Below are 13,808 nucleotides of genomic sequence, written 5' to 3'. Positions count from 1 at the left end.
AGATCAACTCGGGCGCCGCACGGAGTGGAGGCGGGGCAGGCGGGGCAGACGCAACTCAAACACAAGAGCGCCCCGCCTGCGCGGAATCAATGCACCGGATGACTGCGGAAATGGTCGCCTTCGGCACTGTCATCTTCGTCGTCATGGTCGTGGTGACCATGCGCGCCGTGCACGTGGCCGTGCGCGATTTCGACGTCGAGCGCTTCGCGCACGTCGGTTACTTCCAGCTCGAAGCGCAGCGCAATGCCGGCCAGCGGGTGATTGCCGTCGAGGACAACCTTGTCGTCGGCGATGTCGGTGACGGTGAAGATCATGGTTTCTTCATCGCTGTCCGGGCCATCGGGCATGCCTTCGAACTGCATGCCGACTTCGAGCGGCTCCGGCAGGCGCTCGCGCGCTTCCACCTTGACCAGGGCCGAGTCGTAGTCGCCGAACGCGTCGTCCGGTTCGATCTGCAGAACGCAGGCGTAGCCGGTTTCTTTGCCATCGAGTTCTTCTTCGATTTTCGGCAGCGTATTTTCATAGCCGCCGTGAAGATAGACCATCGGCTGGCTGCCGTCTTCGATCAGATTGTTCTGCGCGTCGGACAATTTGTACTTGACCGTTACGACCGTGTTTTTGGCAATCTTCATAGTGCTTCCTTTCAGTGTGTACTGGCGGATTATACCTCCCCGCCGCCTTGCCCTGTTTCGGACTTGGTTATAATGTCGCATGAAAAAATTAACGCTCTTGGGCGATATCACGCCCGCCCAGTTTTTACGCGATTACTGGCACAAGAAACCGCTCTTGATCCGCCAGGCAATTCCCGGCTTCAAGCCCCTGCTCAAGCTCGATGCGCTGGCCGCGCTGGCCAAGCTGAACCATGTCGAATCGCGCCTGATCACCCAGGCCGACGGCGACTGGAGCATGCAGCACGGTCCGCTGACCGAATTGCCGCCGCGCACGCAGCGCGAATGGACCATGCTGGTGCAGGGCGCCAACCTGGCCGACAAGGGCTGCGACGCGCTGCTGCGCCAGTTCCGCTTTATTCCGGACGCGCGCCTGGACGACCTGATGATCAGCTACGCCACCGACGGCGGCGGAGTCGGTCCGCACTTCGATTCCTACGATGTATTCCTGCTGCAGGCGCACGGCAAGCGCCGCTGGCGCATCGGCGCGCAGAAGGACTTGACGCTGGTCGAAGGCAAGCCGCTGAAAATCCTGAAAAACTTCAAGCCGCAGGAAGAATTCGTGCTCGAACCGGGCGACATGCTGTACCTGCCGCCCCACTACGCGCACGACGGCGTGGCCGAGGGCGAGTGCATGACGTACTCGATCGGTTTCCGCTCGCCGTCCTACCAGGAACTGGGCGAAGCGTTCCTGCAGTTCATGGCCGACTCGATCGACCTGCCGGGCCGCTACGCCGATCCGGACCTGGACGTGTCCAGGAACCCGGCTGAAATCCCGCGCAACATGCTCGAAGCCATCACCGAAGAAATGAACAAGGTGCGCTTCACCGAGGAAGACATCACCATTTTCGTCGGCGAGCACATGTCGGAGCCGAAGCACAATGTGTTCTTCACCGGCCCGGCCAAGCTGCTGGCCATGGGGCGCTTTACCGAGACCGCCGCCAAGCGCGGCGTGGTGCTCTCGCTCAAGTCGCAGATGCTATATCGTGGCAAGCACGTGTTCATCAACGGCGAATCGTTCGCGGTCGGCCGCGCCGACAAGGCCGTGCTGGACGTGCTGGCCAACGAACGCGCGCTGCCCGGCGCGGCCGTGGCCGGCGCCTCCGACGATGTGATCGATGCGCTGTACACCTGGTACCAGGATGGATGGATCGAACTCGCCTGATCCTGAAGCCTGCTCCTGACGCCTGATCTTGACGCTAACAAGGACACTGCCATGACCGACGCCGCCGTTCACAAGTTTAACTCGCACGCCGAATTCGAGGCGCAGTTGCGCGACTGCGTGGGGCGCGCGCGCCTGACGCTGAAGATGTTCGATCCGGACTTTTCGGTGTTCCCTCTGGGCAGCACCGAGACCGATGCCGCCCTGCGCGGTTTTCTCGCCGGCGGCGGCGCCCTGCAGCTGGCCATGCATCACAGCGCCCATATCGAGCGCCACTACCCGCGCTTCGTGCGCCTGCTGCGCGACTTCAACCACAAGATTGAGGTGCGGGCCACCGCGCGTTCGCTGCATCACCTGACCGATTCCTTCTGTATCGCCGACGGCTCGCATATCGTGCGCCGCTTTCACAGCGACCACATGCGCGGGGAAGCGGCCTTCGATGCGCCGGCCGCTACCGAGCTCAGCCAGGAAAGATTCTCGGCAATCTGGCTTGAGGCGGTGTCCACGTTACATCCGACCACGACTGGTTTGTAAGGGTTTGTAAGGCCCAAAACAGGCTGATCAGAATATAAATCGGAGATGCAGCAATTTAGCCGATGAAATGAGCATAAAGATGCCTTTTATCGCAACATGAATGTTGCCAGTTCGCAAAAAGCTTCCATAAAAGCATCATGGTGCTATTGCGAAGCACCAAATTTAGCTATAATATCGGGTTAGGAAGTTTCCGTTGTCTGTCAAGCACCATTACAGGTACGAAAGCTAACGAGAATTCCCTAACGAGCGATAATTACCGGTAATTATTCATCGCAATATACGTTGTCATCATTTAGTGCATTAACTAAGGAAAACCCATGAAAAAATCTTTGCTGATCGTCTCCCTGCTGGCCGTAGCCCTGGCTGCTTGCACCAAAAAAGAAGAAACCCCAGTTGCTCCAGTTACCCCAGCTGTTGAAGCTCCAGCTGTTGTTACCCCACCACCAGCAGCTGACGTTCCAGCAGCTCCAGTAGCTGAAGCTGCTGCTGCAGCCGCCGCCGCATCGTCGGCTGCTTCCGTAGCGGCTGACGCTGCTGCTGCTGCTTCGGCTGCCGCATCGACCGCAGCTTCGGCTGCTGCATCGGCTGCGCACTAATCAGCACGATCTGAAAAAGACCGGCCTGCGGGCCGGTTTTTTTTCGCCTGGAAATTGGTGAAGTAGCGCACTGCGCAGCAAGGTACTTGCCACTCTCCCGCACAGGACGTAAAAAAACCGGCCTCGGCCGGTTTTTTTACGCTTGCGCAAACGCTTACTTCAACTCGTCGCTCAGCAGTTTCAGGATCTTGGCGCCGGTGGCCGAGGTTTCCGGCTTGCCGTCGTTGCCCTGCACGGTCACCTTGCTCACCGTCGCACCCGTTTCCGACTTGACCGCCACGCGGAAACGCTGCGCTTCCTTGGCCTTGTCGGACGAGGCGCCGAAGCTGAACAGCTTGGTCAGGAAACCTTCCTTCTCGGCCAGATCCGGATCGACATAGCGCACGAAATACACGCCCTGCACCCGGTCGCGGTCTTCCACCGTGAAGCCGACCCGGTCCAGCGCCAGGCCGACACGGCGCCAGGCGCGGTCGAACCCTTCGGCCACTTCGACCGAATCGCCCAGCAGCTTGGCCGTTTGCGGCGCTTGCGGCGCCGCCGCCACGGCCGCTTCGGCCGGCTTGATATCGGCCACGCCGGTCAGCTTGGCCAGCAAACGGCTCAGGAACTGCGCTTCCAGGCCCGGATCGTTCGGGCGCACGGTCCAGGTGGTCGAATCCTTTTGCGTACCGACCAGCACTTCTTCGGCGCCGCGATGGCTGATGTAGATTTCGGTGCCGTTCGGGGTGCGCTCGAGGCGCGTGCGGAACTTGTCGCGCTCACCGGTCGAGTACAGCGAATCGAAGACCTTGCCGATCGACTGGCGGATGAAGTCTTGCGGAATCTTGGCGCGGTTCTCGGCCCAGTCGGTTTCCATGGTGCCGGTGGTGGCCGACTCGCTGATCACGGTAAAGCCCGAATCGGCCCAGAACTGCTTGAGCTGCGGCCACAGTTGCTCCGGGGTCTGGTTGACCACCAGCCAGCGCTGGTTGCCGCTGCGCTCGACGCGCACGGCCTCGGTACCGGCCACGGCGACCACTTGGCCGCCGGCGACGGGTGCCGCCGTGGTGCCCTTCGGCTGCTGGTAGGTCGAGGCCGACGCCACGCCGCGCCCTTCGGGGATCGCGTAGCGGTTGTCGCGCTCGAGCTGGGTCAGGTCGGGCGGAACGTCCAGCGAGGCGGCCTTCTTGGCGCCACGGTAGTCGAGCTTGTCTTGTTGTATGACGGAACTGATCATGCCGCAGCCGGACAGGCTGACCATCAGCGCCGACAGCACCAGGCCGCGCGTCGCTGCAGGAGAAAATGCCGGGGCCTTGGCCATTGTTAATGTATTGCGAATAGTCATGTCGTTACTGAATGAGAAGCTGAAAGGCAGCTGGTGTCTGGGATGATCCGACCCTTGCGGGTCAGGGCTGTGGTAGGACGCCGGCTTCGCGCAGGGCGCCGCGCACCGCGTCGTGGCAGTCTTGCCCGAGCGGCGCCAGGGGCAGGCGTATGCCGGCAGGCATCAGGCCCATTTCCGCCAGGGCCCATTTGACCGGGACCGGATTCGGCTCGATAAACAGTTTCTGGTGCAACGGCATGACGGTATTGTTGATCTCGACGGCGCGGGCGATGTCGCCGCCCATGGCTGCCACGCACAGCTCGTGCATGGCGCGCGGCGCCACGTTGGCGGTGACCGAAATATTGCCGGCGCCACCACACAGCATGAGCGCGATCGCGGTCGGATCGTCGCCCGAGTACACGGCGAACGACTTGTCGACATTGCGCAGCAGTTCCAGCCCGCGGCCGATGTTGCCGGTCGCATCTTTAATGCCGACGATGTTCGGAATGGTTGACAGGCGCACCACGGTGTCGTTGCTCATGTCGGCCACGGTACGGCCCGGCACGTTGTACAGGATGATCGGCAGGTCGACCGCTTCGGCGATGGCCTTGAAGTGGAGGTACATGCCTTCCTGGGTCGGACGGTTGTAGTACGGAACCACCACCAGTGCGGCATCGGCCCCGACTTCCTTGGCATACTCGGTCAGCTTGATCGCTTCGGAGGTCGAATTGCCACCGGTGCCGGCAATGATCGGAATCCGGCCACGGGTGTGCTCGACGGCCAGCTTGACCAGTTCGCAGTGTTCCTCGACGCTGACGGTGGCCGATTCGCCCGTGGTGCCGACGATCACGATGCCGTCGGTGCCCTCGGCGATGTGCCAGTCGATCAGCTTGCGCAGGCCCGGATGGTCCAGACTGCCGTCTGCATGCATCGGGGTGACGATTGCTACTATGCTGCCCTTGATCATATGTAGGTAACTATGCTGGTAGATAAAACCCCGATTGTAGCGGATCGCCCGCCCGAATGGTTCATTGTTGACTAGAATCGCGCCTCGGTCGCCGCCGCGCCCCCGTCAAGCTGCGCGTCCTCCCTGGCAAAATCGGCCCCGCAGGCGCACAGGCGCTGCACCATGGCCGCCTTCGGCAGGCTGGTAAAACCGTCTTCGAAGGCCAGCACGCGCAGCTGATGGGCCGCCGCCTGGCGCAGCAGTTCGCCTTCGTGCAGCAAGAACGCCGGATTGCTCGGGCGGCCGAAGGCTTCGTTGCCGCCTGCAAAGGTCTCGTAAATCAGCAGGCCGCCCGGCGCCAGGCTGCGCACCAGCGCCGGAATCAGGGGCCGGTGCAGGTAATTGGTGACGACGATGACGGCAAAGCGCCCTTCCTCGAACGGCCAGGGCACGGTGCCGTCCTCCAGGTCGAACTCCATGGTGGTGATGCCGGGGCCGGCGGCGGCGGCCAGCGCTTCCGGGTCGCGGTCGAGCGCGACCACCGGGTGGCCGAGCGCGGCCAGCAGGCGCGCGTGGCGGCCCGTGCCGCAGGCCAGGTCAAGCGCCTCGCCGCGCCGCGCCAGCGGGGCGAAACGGGCGATCCAGGGGGAAGCGTCGGCGGCGAGGAGGGCGTCGGTCATCGGAAATCCTTTATCAATGCAGAAGAAATGAAATCGGCGAGGCGATCAGCGAAAACAGCGAGCTTACCATCTGGGTCGCCTTGAGCATGAAGCTGTCGAGCACATGCAGCTTGATCAGCACGATGAGGGTGCAGAACAGCAGCACGCCGCCGACGTCGGTCCAGGTCAGCCAGTTGGCCAGCCGCAGCGGCAACAAACCCGGCAAGACCGGCACCTCGTCCCTGGGAAAGCTCGGCAGCGCCCGCATCACCCGCTCGGGCAGCAGGCCGGCCACGACATTGCTGCCGTCGAGCGGGGGGATCGGCAGCATGTTCACAACGATCATGACCGCGTTGAACGACACCCCGACCTGCACCATGCCGCGCAAAAAGCTGTTGTGCATGCCGCTCGCGCTCAGCAGCAGGCCGGCGATGGCCCAGGCCACGCCCATCGCCAGGTTGGCGGCCGGCCCGGCCAGCCCGACCCAGGCCATGCTTTTTATCTTCGGTTCGCGCAGGCTGTCGTACTCGATCATCACCGGTTTGGCGTAGCCGAACGGCAGCGCGATCAGCCAGTACATCAGCATCGGCAGCAGGATGGTGCCGAAGGGGTCGATATGGCGCAGCGGATTGAGGCTGAGGCGCCCCTCCTTTGCCGAAGAGTCGTCGCCGAGATAGCGCGCCATGTAGCCATGCGCCGCTTCGTGCAGCGCCAGCGCATACAGCACCGGGATCCCGAACATGAGCGCGTTGCGCACGAGCGCGTCGGGGCTGTTCATGGCGCGCCGCTAAGGGAGCCGGCGGGCGCGTTCAGAGTCCGAACGCGGCGGCATCGCCGCGGCCCTGGCGCACCAGCACCACGTCGTCGCCGGTCAGGTCGATCACGGTGGTCGGCTCCAGCGAACAGGCGCCGCCGTCGATGATCAGGTCAACCTGCTTGTCGATGCGCTCGCGGATCGTGTCGGCGTCGGTCAGCAATTCATCGCCCTCGCCCTCCCGGTCGGGCAGGATCAGGGTGGTGCCCAGCAGCGGCTGGCCCAATTCTTCCAGCAGGGCCTGGGCGATGGCGTTTTCGGGCACGCGCAGGCCGATGGTCTTGCGCGACGGGTGCGACAGGCGGCGCGGCACCACGCGGGTCGCTTCCAGGATCACCGTGTACGGCCCCGGGGTGGCGGCCTTGAGCAGGCGGAACTGGCGGTTGTCGACCCGCGCATACACCGCGATTTCGGACAGGTCGCGGCACAGCAGGGTCAGGTGGTGCTTTTCATCGATGCCGCGGATGCGGCGCAGCTTGTCCACCGCCGCCTTGTCGTCGAGGTGGCAGACCAGCGCGTAGCACGAGTCGGTCGGCAGCGCGACGATGCCGCCGGCGTGGATGATCTGGGCGGCCTGCTTGATCAGGCGCGCCTGCGGATTGTCGGGATGGATGGCGAAAAATTGGCTCATGCGGGAGGCAGGTTCGCTGGCAGGTTATTAAGGGCGGCGATGCGTTCTTCCATCGGCGGGTGGGTTGAGAACAGCGCGCCCCAGCCCTTGCCGCCGCCGGCAATGCCGAAGGCTTGCATTTGCGACGGCAGGGCGCCGGGCGCCAGGCCGCCGAGGCGGGCCAGGGCTTGCTGCATCGGGCGCGGGCTGCCCAGCAGCCTGGCGGAACCGGCGTCGGCGCGGAATTCGCGCTGGCGCGAGAACCAGGCGACGATCATCGAGGCCACCAGGCCGAACAGCAGTTCGCAGACGAACACGGTGGCCATGTAGCCGATGCCGGGGCCGCGATCGTTGTTGCGCAGCACGACCTTGTCGACCACGTAGCCGACCACGCGCGCCAGGAACACCACGAAGGTATTGACCACGCCCTGGATCAGGGTGAGCGTGACCATGTCGCCGTTGGCGACGTGGGCGATTTCGTGGCCCAGCACGGCTTCGACTTCATCCCGGTCCATGCTCTCGAGCAAGCCCGTGGAGACCGCGACCAGGGCCGAATTTTTAAAGGCGCCGGTGGCGAAGGCGTTCGGCGCGCCATCGTAGACGGCAACCTCGGGCATGCCGATGCCGGCCCGCTCGGCCAGCTTGCGCACCGTGTTCACCAGCCACAACTCGCCGGCGCCGGAGGGTTGTTCGATCACGCGCGCGCCGGTCGACCATTTGGCCATGGTTTTACTCATCAGCAAGGAAATGATGGCGCCGGTAAAGCCGACCACGGCCGAAAACACCAGCAGCTGGCCGATGTTGATGCCCGACGCATTGACCCCGCGCCCGATGCCGAACAGGTTCAGCACCACGGTCAGGACCAGGATCACGGCAAGGTTAGTGGCAAGGAACAGTAAAACGCGCTTCATGGCAAGCCTCCCGGCTTCGGCATTGGTGGACAGGAGAATAAGATAAGGCTGGTGCGTGACAAATACAAGAGCCGCGCCGCCTTTGCCATGGCAGGGACGGCGCTGTTCAGGACCGCTTAAGCCGGCTGCCTTACAAGCCGTTAAAACCAGTCGTGCCAGACCGGCTTGACGCTGCGCGGCAACGGCGGCAAGGCGGCAAAATCGACGCGCGACTCGCCCGGCGCATGGAAATCGGTGCCGCGCGAAGCCAGGAAACCGTAGCGCCGCGCTTCTTCAGCGTACAAGGGATACTGGTCCGGCGTATGGCTGCCGGTAACCACCTCGATCGCGGTGCCGCCGAGCTGCTTGAATTCATCGAACAAGGCGCCCTGCCCGACAATGCCGAGCTTGTAGCGGCCCGGATGGGCGATCACGGCAACGCCGCCCGCGCCGTGGATCCAGCCGAGCGCCTGCGCCAGGGTGGCCCAGCGGTGTGGCACGTAGCCGGGTTTGCCTTCGACCAGATATTTACGGAATACTTCGGGGATGTTGGCGCACACGCCCGACTCGACCAGATGGCGCGCGAAATGGGTGCGCGAGATCAGGTCGGGATTGTCGACGAACCTGAGCGCGCCCTCGTAGGCGCCGGGAATGCCGGCGCGGGCCAGCTGGGCGGCCATCTCGCGCCCGCGCGCATCGCGTCCGCTGCGGGTGGCGGCCAGGCCCTGCACCAGGCCGGGATTGTTCTCGTCGATCTGCAGGCCGACGATATGCACGGTCTGGTTGGCCCAGGTGATCGAGATTTCGACGCCGGACACAAAGCGCATGCCCAGCGCGCCGGCGGCCTCGCGCGCGGCGGCCACGCCGCCGACTTCGTCGTGGTCGGTCAGGGCCCAGACGTCCACCCCCGCTTTATGGGCGTAGGCGGCAACGGCGGCGGGCGCCAGGACACCGTCGGACACGGTCGAGTGACAATGGAGATCTACATTTTGCATACGCAGGCAAGGCTCGGGATCGGCAACGGGTTGGGTCAGGCTTTATTGTACGCTCACTGAGCGATTGACGCGGCGCGTGGCCGCTTGCCCCATCCCGGCTACGCCAAAAACGCTTCCACCATCGTCGCCAGCTGCTCCGGCTGGTCGTGATGCAGCATATGGCCGGCGTCCTTCATCATGCGCGAAGTGACCGTCTTCAGGTGCCCCAGGCGGCGGTCGACCTCGATGCGCGCTTCTTCGCGCGGCCCCATCCACTGCCACATATTGGTATCCTCGGCCTCGACCCACAGCACCGGCGCGCTGATGGCCGACCAGCAGGCCATCACTTCTTCCACCTGGTAGCCGAGCGGGGTCGGCTTTTTGTGGTTCGGGTCGCCCAGGATTTCCCACTCGCCGGCGTCGTTTTGCGCCGCCCAGTGCTGCGCCAGGAACTGCGCGCGCGCATCAAGCAGGCGCGGATTGGTCTTTTGCAGGCGCGCCGCCACCGCCGCCTGGCTCGGATAGGTGCGCAGCGACGGCGGCGCGCGCATCTCGTCGAGCCACTTGGCATAGCGCGCCGGCGCCTTTTCCGGCCTGGAGGCGGGCATGCCGAAGCCTTCCAGGTTGATCAGGCGGCGCACCCGGTCGGGTCTGGCGCCAGCGTAAATACCAACCACATTGCCGCCCATGCTGTGACCGAGCAGGTTGACCGCCTGGCCCGGCGCGTAATGGTCGAGCATGGCGTCGAGGTCGGCCACGTAGTCGGGGAACCAATAGGTGTCGGAGTGGCTGCGTTCGGACAGCCCGAAGCCGCGCCAGTCGGGCGCAATCACATGCCAGTCTTGCTGGAGGCAATCGACCACGAACTGGAACGAGGCCGACACATCCATCCAGCCATGCACCATGAACAGCTTGGGCGCGCCCTCCCTGCCCCAGTGGCGCACGTGGGTGCGCAAGCCGCGCACGGTCAGGAATTCGGAACGGGAAGGTTTCATGGGAGGACTCGGGAATAAAAAAGAACGACCGTTCGAATTATACCGGAGAACCTTTTATGCGTTGCGGCTGCGTCAATCGATCGGGAGCAACCGATGCCACGATAAAACCGCAAGCGGGCTTGAGGTCAAGCGCTGCGGCTGGGCATCGTCGCTTAATCGATGATGGCGCGCAGGCGTGCCAGCGCATCATCAACGACAAACTCCGGCGCTGTTTCCACCCGCTTGGCGCCGCGCGCTTCCAGGTCGAGCATACGCACCTGATTAACCAAGGCAGTACCTTGGGTTGTCGTGCCGGATCCACTCAAGGGCGCAGCGAAACCAGCATGCCGCGCAAAGTCTCCTTCTTGCGTGATCGGCGCTACCAGAGCGAGGCCCAAGGCGTTAAATACGCTGGTCGACAGTACCAGCGCAGGTCGCATCCCTTTTTGTTCATGGCCTGCGGTCGGGTCCAGATTGACCATGACAATATCACCGCGCCCGAATTTGACGCGTTTTACCACGCCTCGCGCCCGACAGGCTTGATATTGCTCCAGGCGGCGAGATCGGGTGGCTCGGGTGCCGAGAGGTCGCACTGGGCCACCAGATCGGCCAGCGCATAGACAGGCCGTTTTACTTTCAGCAACACCCCGTCCTCTTGCACGTTGACGGTCAGCTTGTCACCCAGAGTCACCTTGAGCACGCTCAATAACTCGGTCGGTAAGCGCACTGCGGCGCTGTTACCCCACTTCTGCACGGATAATTCCATTTTTACCACACTATGTATCTACATTGTAGATACCGTATTTGACTAGTCAAGCAGAGGTTGGTCATGCGCTCTGTCCTTCCCGCTTCATTCAGGCGGATGCAAGCGGGTGTCGAGTGTGCCTGGGTCATTAACTCGGCAAAATTCCACGCTTTGCTGCTTTGCTCGCTGGTCAGAAGCTTGTGCACACCATTCTTGCGCGGCGACGGGCGTCTGCTTATACCCACCGTTTTTGAAGGAATTCCGGATTCCGTCATTCCGGGATGTTCTGCACCAGATACGTCATGACTGCATCGGGAAATCCTTCCATGATGAGTGCATGAACGTCGAGTTTGGTCTCGATTTTCCGCTTCATTACCTCCTCGCCGCCCAGGAACATGACGGTTTGAGGGAATTTGGCCGACTCGTTGGTCGCAGTCGATGATTGAAGCGGGATGCCCATTGGCGTCGTTCGCGTTACTGCTGGTTTCATTGCCCGCTGTCAACAACGGCATCTCTCGTGTCACAGTATGCACGTGTCACGCAGAAGTCAACCGAACCGAGACGGAAAGCCGTTGAATATCAAATCCAACGTAGGCACCAACACAGTCAGGATCGGACATTGTGATGGGCAACGGGATCAGACAGCCCCCGCAGTCGGCCAGCGCTGCATGATCGTCCGTTTCGATTTCCACAATCTGGCCAAGGGCTCGGTACGACCACAGCCCTGTGCGGTGAAGACGCTTTTCCGCGCCAGGATTTCCAGCGAACAGGGATCTCCAGTCCACATGCCCGGACCCATCGAACAGGCAGGAAAAGGCCGGCTCGAACTGCGATCCGGCCGTGGGCCCGACGGCACCATTGTTACCTTGCCAAAGGCAATTCATGGCCGCTATTTCAACGCCATCGATCAGCATTGTCACGACGCCTGTTTCGTCATCGTCATCGTCCACAGTCAATAACTGTACTGTCATAGCCCATTTCACCAATCAATTCCTTGCATGACAATGCGACATGGTTGCCTGGTAAAGAGGCAGGCCATGACCCAATCCGTCATCTCAGTTAGTCCAGTACAAATACCGCAAAAATCCCATGCCCGTATCGGTGCTCGCGGCCTGCTCGGCCATCTGCGGCAGCGGCGACAGCGGATGCGCCTTGTCGATACGCTGGCAACTGCCCGCCGGCAGCCTGGTATTGTGGAAGCTGTAGACGCTACCTGCCGCCGGCGGATGCAGATACAACTTAGCCAAGTTCAGCCCGCTCCCCTCGGGACACAAAGGCGCCATGACCGCCAGCATCCCGCGCCCGCCCTGCGTGGCCGGCAGCAAGGTACGCCCCTGCCACAGTGCCGACATCTCCTTGAGCATCCTCCCCCAGCTGGCAAAGTCGGCCGCGTCGAGCGGCAGCGGGAACACGCTGCCCGCCTGCTTCGGATTGCCGATCCACTCCTCATCGTCATCGGTCTCGGCCAGCACTTCCTGGCGCATTTTCCCCGATAATACAAAGCCGTCGCCGATCAACTTGTGCGCCGCTTTCAGCAATGCCGGACGCGCCAGGATCAGGCCGTCGAATTTGTCGTCCAGCTCGAAGGCACGCAGATTGGTCAGCATGCCCTCGATGAAATGATGGTACGAGAGCGACCATAGAATATCGCTCTGGTCGACGCGGATGACCGCGCCCAGCTTATATTCGCTGTCGTAGTAGGCCTGCTCGTTGCTCGGCGCCGTCACGCGGAAACCCTGCTGACCGCGCTTGGGCAGGGCAAACAGGTATTTCTCCCACAGCTTGACGGTGCCATCGCCGTCGATATCGCGCGCCCACTGCGCCGGCGCCAGCCGCAGCGACTTGCGCTTGCCCAGCTTGATCTGGGCCAGCAACTTGCGCGTGGCGCCGAGTTCGGCGATCACGTAGTCGATCTCCTTCCTCACCTCGACCACGATGGATTCCTCGGGCTTGCGCTGCTTGTCCATCCGCTTCATGCCTTCGCTGGCCCAGGTCACGATCTGGCTGACCAGCGCCGTGTCGCGGCAGATGACGGCGGCCACGCGCGCATCGTCATCCCTGGGAACGGCCCCGCGCGCTACTTCGCGGCAAGCGTCGGCATAGCCAGCGGTGGTGGTGAAATCAGCCGCGCCAGCCGCCGGTGCCGCCAGCGCGCCGCAGATGGCCAGTGACGTGGCCAGCGCGACGGCCAGGCGCGCAACAGCGAACAATCGCATGATGCCTCCAAGGTAATTGTGTCAGAAAAGAAAACAATCCTACGCGAAACAAATACGTTTGCGCCGCCCCGCCTTGTGATTAGAAGAAAACGCCCAACATCATCCCCTCGACGCGGCTGGAAATAGCCAGGCCGCGTCGAAAGCGCCGGGGCGGCGTAAAATAGCGCCATTCCAACGCTTCCAGACACCAATATGGCTATCTACCAACTGGGCGAGCACGCGCCCGAGATTCACGAGTCCGCCTACGTCGCCGATTCGGCCAGCCTGATCGGCAAAGTGACGCTGGAGGCCAATACCTCGGTCTGGTCCGGCGCCGTGCTGCGCGGCGACAACGAGCGCATCACCATCGGCGCCGGCAGCAATGTGCAGGAAGGCACGGTCATGCACACCGACATAGGCTTTCCGCTCACCATCGGCAGCAAGGTGACCATCGGCCACCAGGCCATGCTGCACGGTTGCACCGTGGGCGATGGCACGCTGATCGGCATCCAGGCCGTGATCCTGAACGGCGCGAAGATCGGCAAGGGTTGCCTGGTCGGCGCCGGTGCCCTGGTAACCGAAGGCAAACAATTCCCGGACTACTCGCTGATCATCGGCGCCCCGGCCAAGGCCGTGCGCACCCTGGACGAAGACGACATCGCGCGCCTCGAAGGCAGCGCCGCCAGCTACGTGGCGCGTGCCCAGCTGTTCAAGACGCAACTGAAAAAGATTGGATAA

18 protein-coding genes are annotated in these 13,808 nt (G+C 62.8%); 5 read left to right on the top strand and 13 right to left on the bottom strand.

What is annotated here, in order from left to right:
- Nucleotides 1–86: 86 nt before the first annotated feature.
- On the bottom strand, nt 87–632 hold the full coding sequence (locus F1609_RS11260) for an FKBP-type peptidyl-prolyl cis-trans isomerase (RefSeq protein WP_167076530.1): 546 nt from the start codon (nt 630–632) through the stop codon (nt 87–89).
- Between the two features lie 79 nt (nt 633–711).
- On the opposite strand from F1609_RS11260, the gene F1609_RS11255 reads away from it, so the two are divergent.
- The 3 genes from F1609_RS11255 (at nt 712) to F1609_RS11245 (ending at nt 2,960) form a co-directional block, all read left to right on the top strand.
- The gene (locus tag F1609_RS11255) at nt 712–1,833 is read left to right on the top strand and encodes a cupin domain-containing protein (protein ID WP_167076529.1); all 1,122 of its coding nucleotides are present in this window, start codon (nt 712–714) and stop codon (nt 1,831–1,833) included.
- Between the two features lie 51 nt (nt 1,834–1,884).
- Nucleotides 1,885–2,364, top strand: a complete 480-nt coding sequence (locus F1609_RS11250; RefSeq protein WP_167076528.1) for a DUF7931 domain-containing protein — start codon at nt 1,885–1,887, stop codon at nt 2,362–2,364.
- Between the two features lie 317 nt (nt 2,365–2,681).
- Nucleotides 2,682–2,960, top strand: coding sequence for a hypothetical protein (locus F1609_RS11245; protein ID WP_167076527.1), 279 nt, complete (start codon nt 2,682–2,684; stop codon nt 2,958–2,960).
- A 154-nt stretch (nt 2,961–3,114) separates the two neighbouring features.
- Here F1609_RS11245 and bamC read toward each other — a convergent pair whose 3' ends face one another.
- The 11 genes from bamC to F1609_RS11190 all read right to left on the bottom strand — a co-directional run bounded on the left by bamC (nt 3,115) and on the right by F1609_RS11190 (nt 11,365).
- The gene (gene bamC, locus F1609_RS11240; RefSeq protein WP_229421825.1) at nt 3,115–4,284 is read right to left on the bottom strand and encodes an NlpB/DapX family lipoprotein; all 1,170 of its coding nucleotides are present in this window, start codon (nt 4,282–4,284) and stop codon (nt 3,115–3,117) included.
- Between the two features lie 61 nt (nt 4,285–4,345).
- The gene (dapA, locus tag F1609_RS11235) at nt 4,346–5,230 is read right to left on the bottom strand and encodes a 4-hydroxy-tetrahydrodipicolinate synthase (RefSeq protein WP_167076526.1); all 885 of its coding nucleotides are present in this window, start codon (nt 5,228–5,230) and stop codon (nt 4,346–4,348) included.
- A gap of 71 nt (nt 5,231–5,301) precedes the next feature.
- Nucleotides 5,302–5,889, bottom strand: coding sequence for a class I SAM-dependent methyltransferase (locus F1609_RS11230; RefSeq protein WP_167076525.1), 588 nt, complete (start codon nt 5,887–5,889; stop codon nt 5,302–5,304).
- Nucleotides 5,890–5,902: 13 nt separating this feature from the next.
- Entirely contained in the window at nt 5,903–6,646 is a 744-nt protein-coding gene (locus tag F1609_RS11225; protein WP_167076524.1) for a site-2 protease family protein, read from the bottom strand.
- Nucleotides 6,647–6,677: 31 nt separating this feature from the next.
- Nucleotides 6,678–7,313 (bottom strand): L-threonylcarbamoyladenylate synthase, encoded by a 636-nt coding sequence (locus F1609_RS11220; protein ID WP_167076523.1) that lies wholly within the window; start codon nt 7,311–7,313, stop codon nt 6,678–6,680.
- Complete coding sequence (htpX, locus tag F1609_RS11215; RefSeq protein ID WP_167076522.1) at nt 7,310–8,203, bottom strand: protease HtpX; 894 nt, start codon at nt 8,201–8,203, stop codon at nt 7,310–7,312. Before htpX ends, F1609_RS11220 begins: the two co-directional genes overlap by 4 nt.
- A gap of 140 nt (nt 8,204–8,343) precedes the next feature.
- Entirely contained in the window at nt 8,344–9,177 is an 834-nt protein-coding gene (locus F1609_RS11210; protein ID WP_167076521.1) for a 3',5'-nucleoside bisphosphate phosphatase, read from the bottom strand.
- 98 nt (nt 9,178–9,275) lie between these two features.
- Nucleotides 9,276–10,151, bottom strand: coding sequence for an alpha/beta fold hydrolase (locus tag F1609_RS11205; protein WP_167076520.1), 876 nt, complete (start codon nt 10,149–10,151; stop codon nt 9,276–9,278).
- 152 nt (nt 10,152–10,303) lie between these two features.
- Complete coding sequence (locus F1609_RS11200) at nt 10,304–10,651, bottom strand: type II toxin-antitoxin system ChpB family toxin (RefSeq protein ID WP_167076519.1); 348 nt, start codon at nt 10,649–10,651, stop codon at nt 10,304–10,306.
- Nucleotides 10,645–10,896 carry an AbrB/MazE/SpoVT family DNA-binding domain-containing protein gene (locus F1609_RS11195; protein ID WP_167076518.1) on the bottom strand — a complete coding sequence of 84 codons (252 nt, stop codon included), beginning with the start codon at nt 10,894–10,896 and terminating at the stop codon, nt 10,645–10,647. The genes F1609_RS11200 and F1609_RS11195 overlap by 7 nt, the downstream gene beginning before the upstream one ends.
- 250 nt (nt 10,897–11,146) lie before the next feature.
- Entirely contained in the window at nt 11,147–11,365 is a 219-nt protein-coding gene (locus F1609_RS11190; RefSeq protein ID WP_167076517.1) for a hypothetical protein, read from the bottom strand.
- Between the two features lie 82 nt (nt 11,366–11,447).
- On the opposite strand from F1609_RS11190, the gene F1609_RS11185 reads away from it, so the two are divergent.
- Complete coding sequence (locus F1609_RS11185; protein ID WP_167076516.1) at nt 11,448–11,834, top strand: hypothetical protein; 387 nt, start codon at nt 11,448–11,450, stop codon at nt 11,832–11,834.
- A 96-nt stretch (nt 11,835–11,930) separates the two neighbouring features.
- Here the strand turns inward: F1609_RS11185 and F1609_RS11180 are convergent, their stop codons facing one another.
- Entirely contained in the window at nt 11,931–13,091 is a 1,161-nt protein-coding gene (locus F1609_RS11180) for a hypothetical protein (RefSeq protein ID WP_167076515.1), read from the bottom strand.
- A 192-nt stretch (nt 13,092–13,283) separates the two neighbouring features.
- On the opposite strand from F1609_RS11180, the gene F1609_RS11175 reads away from it, so the two are divergent.
- Complete coding sequence (locus F1609_RS11175) at nt 13,284–13,808, top strand: gamma carbonic anhydrase family protein (protein ID WP_167076514.1); 525 nt, start codon at nt 13,284–13,286, stop codon at nt 13,806–13,808.

Origin of the sequence: Massilia aquatica (genome assembly GCF_011682045.1) — a bacterium.
Lineage (GTDB): Bacteria > Pseudomonadota > Gammaproteobacteria > Burkholderiales > Burkholderiaceae_D > Telluria_A > Telluria_A aquatica.
The sequence above is the reverse complement of the archived record's forward strand: the minus strand, read 5'-3'. Positions and strand labels throughout refer to the sequence as shown.

Excerpts from the sequence above, each read along its gene's own strand:
- F1609_RS11255 (WP_167076529.1), top strand. The coding sequence starts at position 712 with ATGAAAAAATTAACGCTCTTGGGCGATATCACGCCCGCCCAGTTTTTA.
- F1609_RS11250 (WP_167076528.1), top strand. The coding sequence starts at position 1,885 with ATGACCGACGCCGCCGTTCACAAGTTTAACTCGCACGCCGAATTCGAG.
- F1609_RS11230 (WP_167076525.1), bottom strand. The coding sequence starts at position 5,889 with ATGACCGACGCCCTCCTCGCCGCCGACGCTTCCCCCTGGATCGCCCGT.
- F1609_RS11190 (WP_167076517.1), bottom strand. The coding sequence starts at position 11,365 with ATGAAACCAGCAGTAACGCGAACGACGCCAATGGGCATCCCGCTTCAA.
- F1609_RS11225 (WP_167076524.1), bottom strand. The coding sequence starts at position 6,646 with ATGAACAGCCCCGACGCGCTCGTGCGCAACGCGCTCATGTTCGGGATC.
- F1609_RS11175 (WP_167076514.1), top strand. The coding sequence starts at position 13,284 with ATGGCTATCTACCAACTGGGCGAGCACGCGCCCGAGATTCACGAGTCC.
- bamC (WP_229421825.1), bottom strand. The coding sequence starts at position 4,284 with ATGACTATTCGCAATACATTAACAATGGCCAAGGCCCCGGCATTTTCT.
- dapA (WP_167076526.1), bottom strand. The coding sequence starts at position 5,230 with ATGATCAAGGGCAGCATAGTAGCAATCGTCACCCCGATGCATGCAGAC.
- F1609_RS11180 (WP_167076515.1), bottom strand. The coding sequence starts at position 13,091 with ATGCGATTGTTCGCTGTTGCGCGCCTGGCCGTCGCGCTGGCCACGTCA.
- F1609_RS11205 (WP_167076520.1), bottom strand. The coding sequence starts at position 10,151 with ATGAAACCTTCCCGTTCCGAATTCCTGACCGTGCGCGGCTTGCGCACC.
- F1609_RS11220 (WP_167076523.1), bottom strand. The coding sequence starts at position 7,313 with ATGAGCCAATTTTTCGCCATCCATCCCGACAATCCGCAGGCGCGCCTG.
- F1609_RS11260 (WP_167076530.1), bottom strand. The coding sequence starts at position 632 with ATGAAGATTGCCAAAAACACGGTCGTAACGGTCAAGTACAAATTGTCC.
- F1609_RS11245 (WP_167076527.1), top strand. The coding sequence starts at position 2,682 with ATGAAAAAATCTTTGCTGATCGTCTCCCTGCTGGCCGTAGCCCTGGCT.
- F1609_RS11195 (WP_167076518.1), bottom strand. The coding sequence starts at position 10,896 with ATGGAATTATCCGTGCAGAAGTGGGGTAACAGCGCCGCAGTGCGCTTA.
- F1609_RS11210 (WP_167076521.1), bottom strand. The coding sequence starts at position 9,177 with ATGCAAAATGTAGATCTCCATTGTCACTCGACCGTGTCCGACGGTGTC.
- htpX (WP_167076522.1), bottom strand. The coding sequence starts at position 8,203 with ATGAAGCGCGTTTTACTGTTCCTTGCCACTAACCTTGCCGTGATCCTG.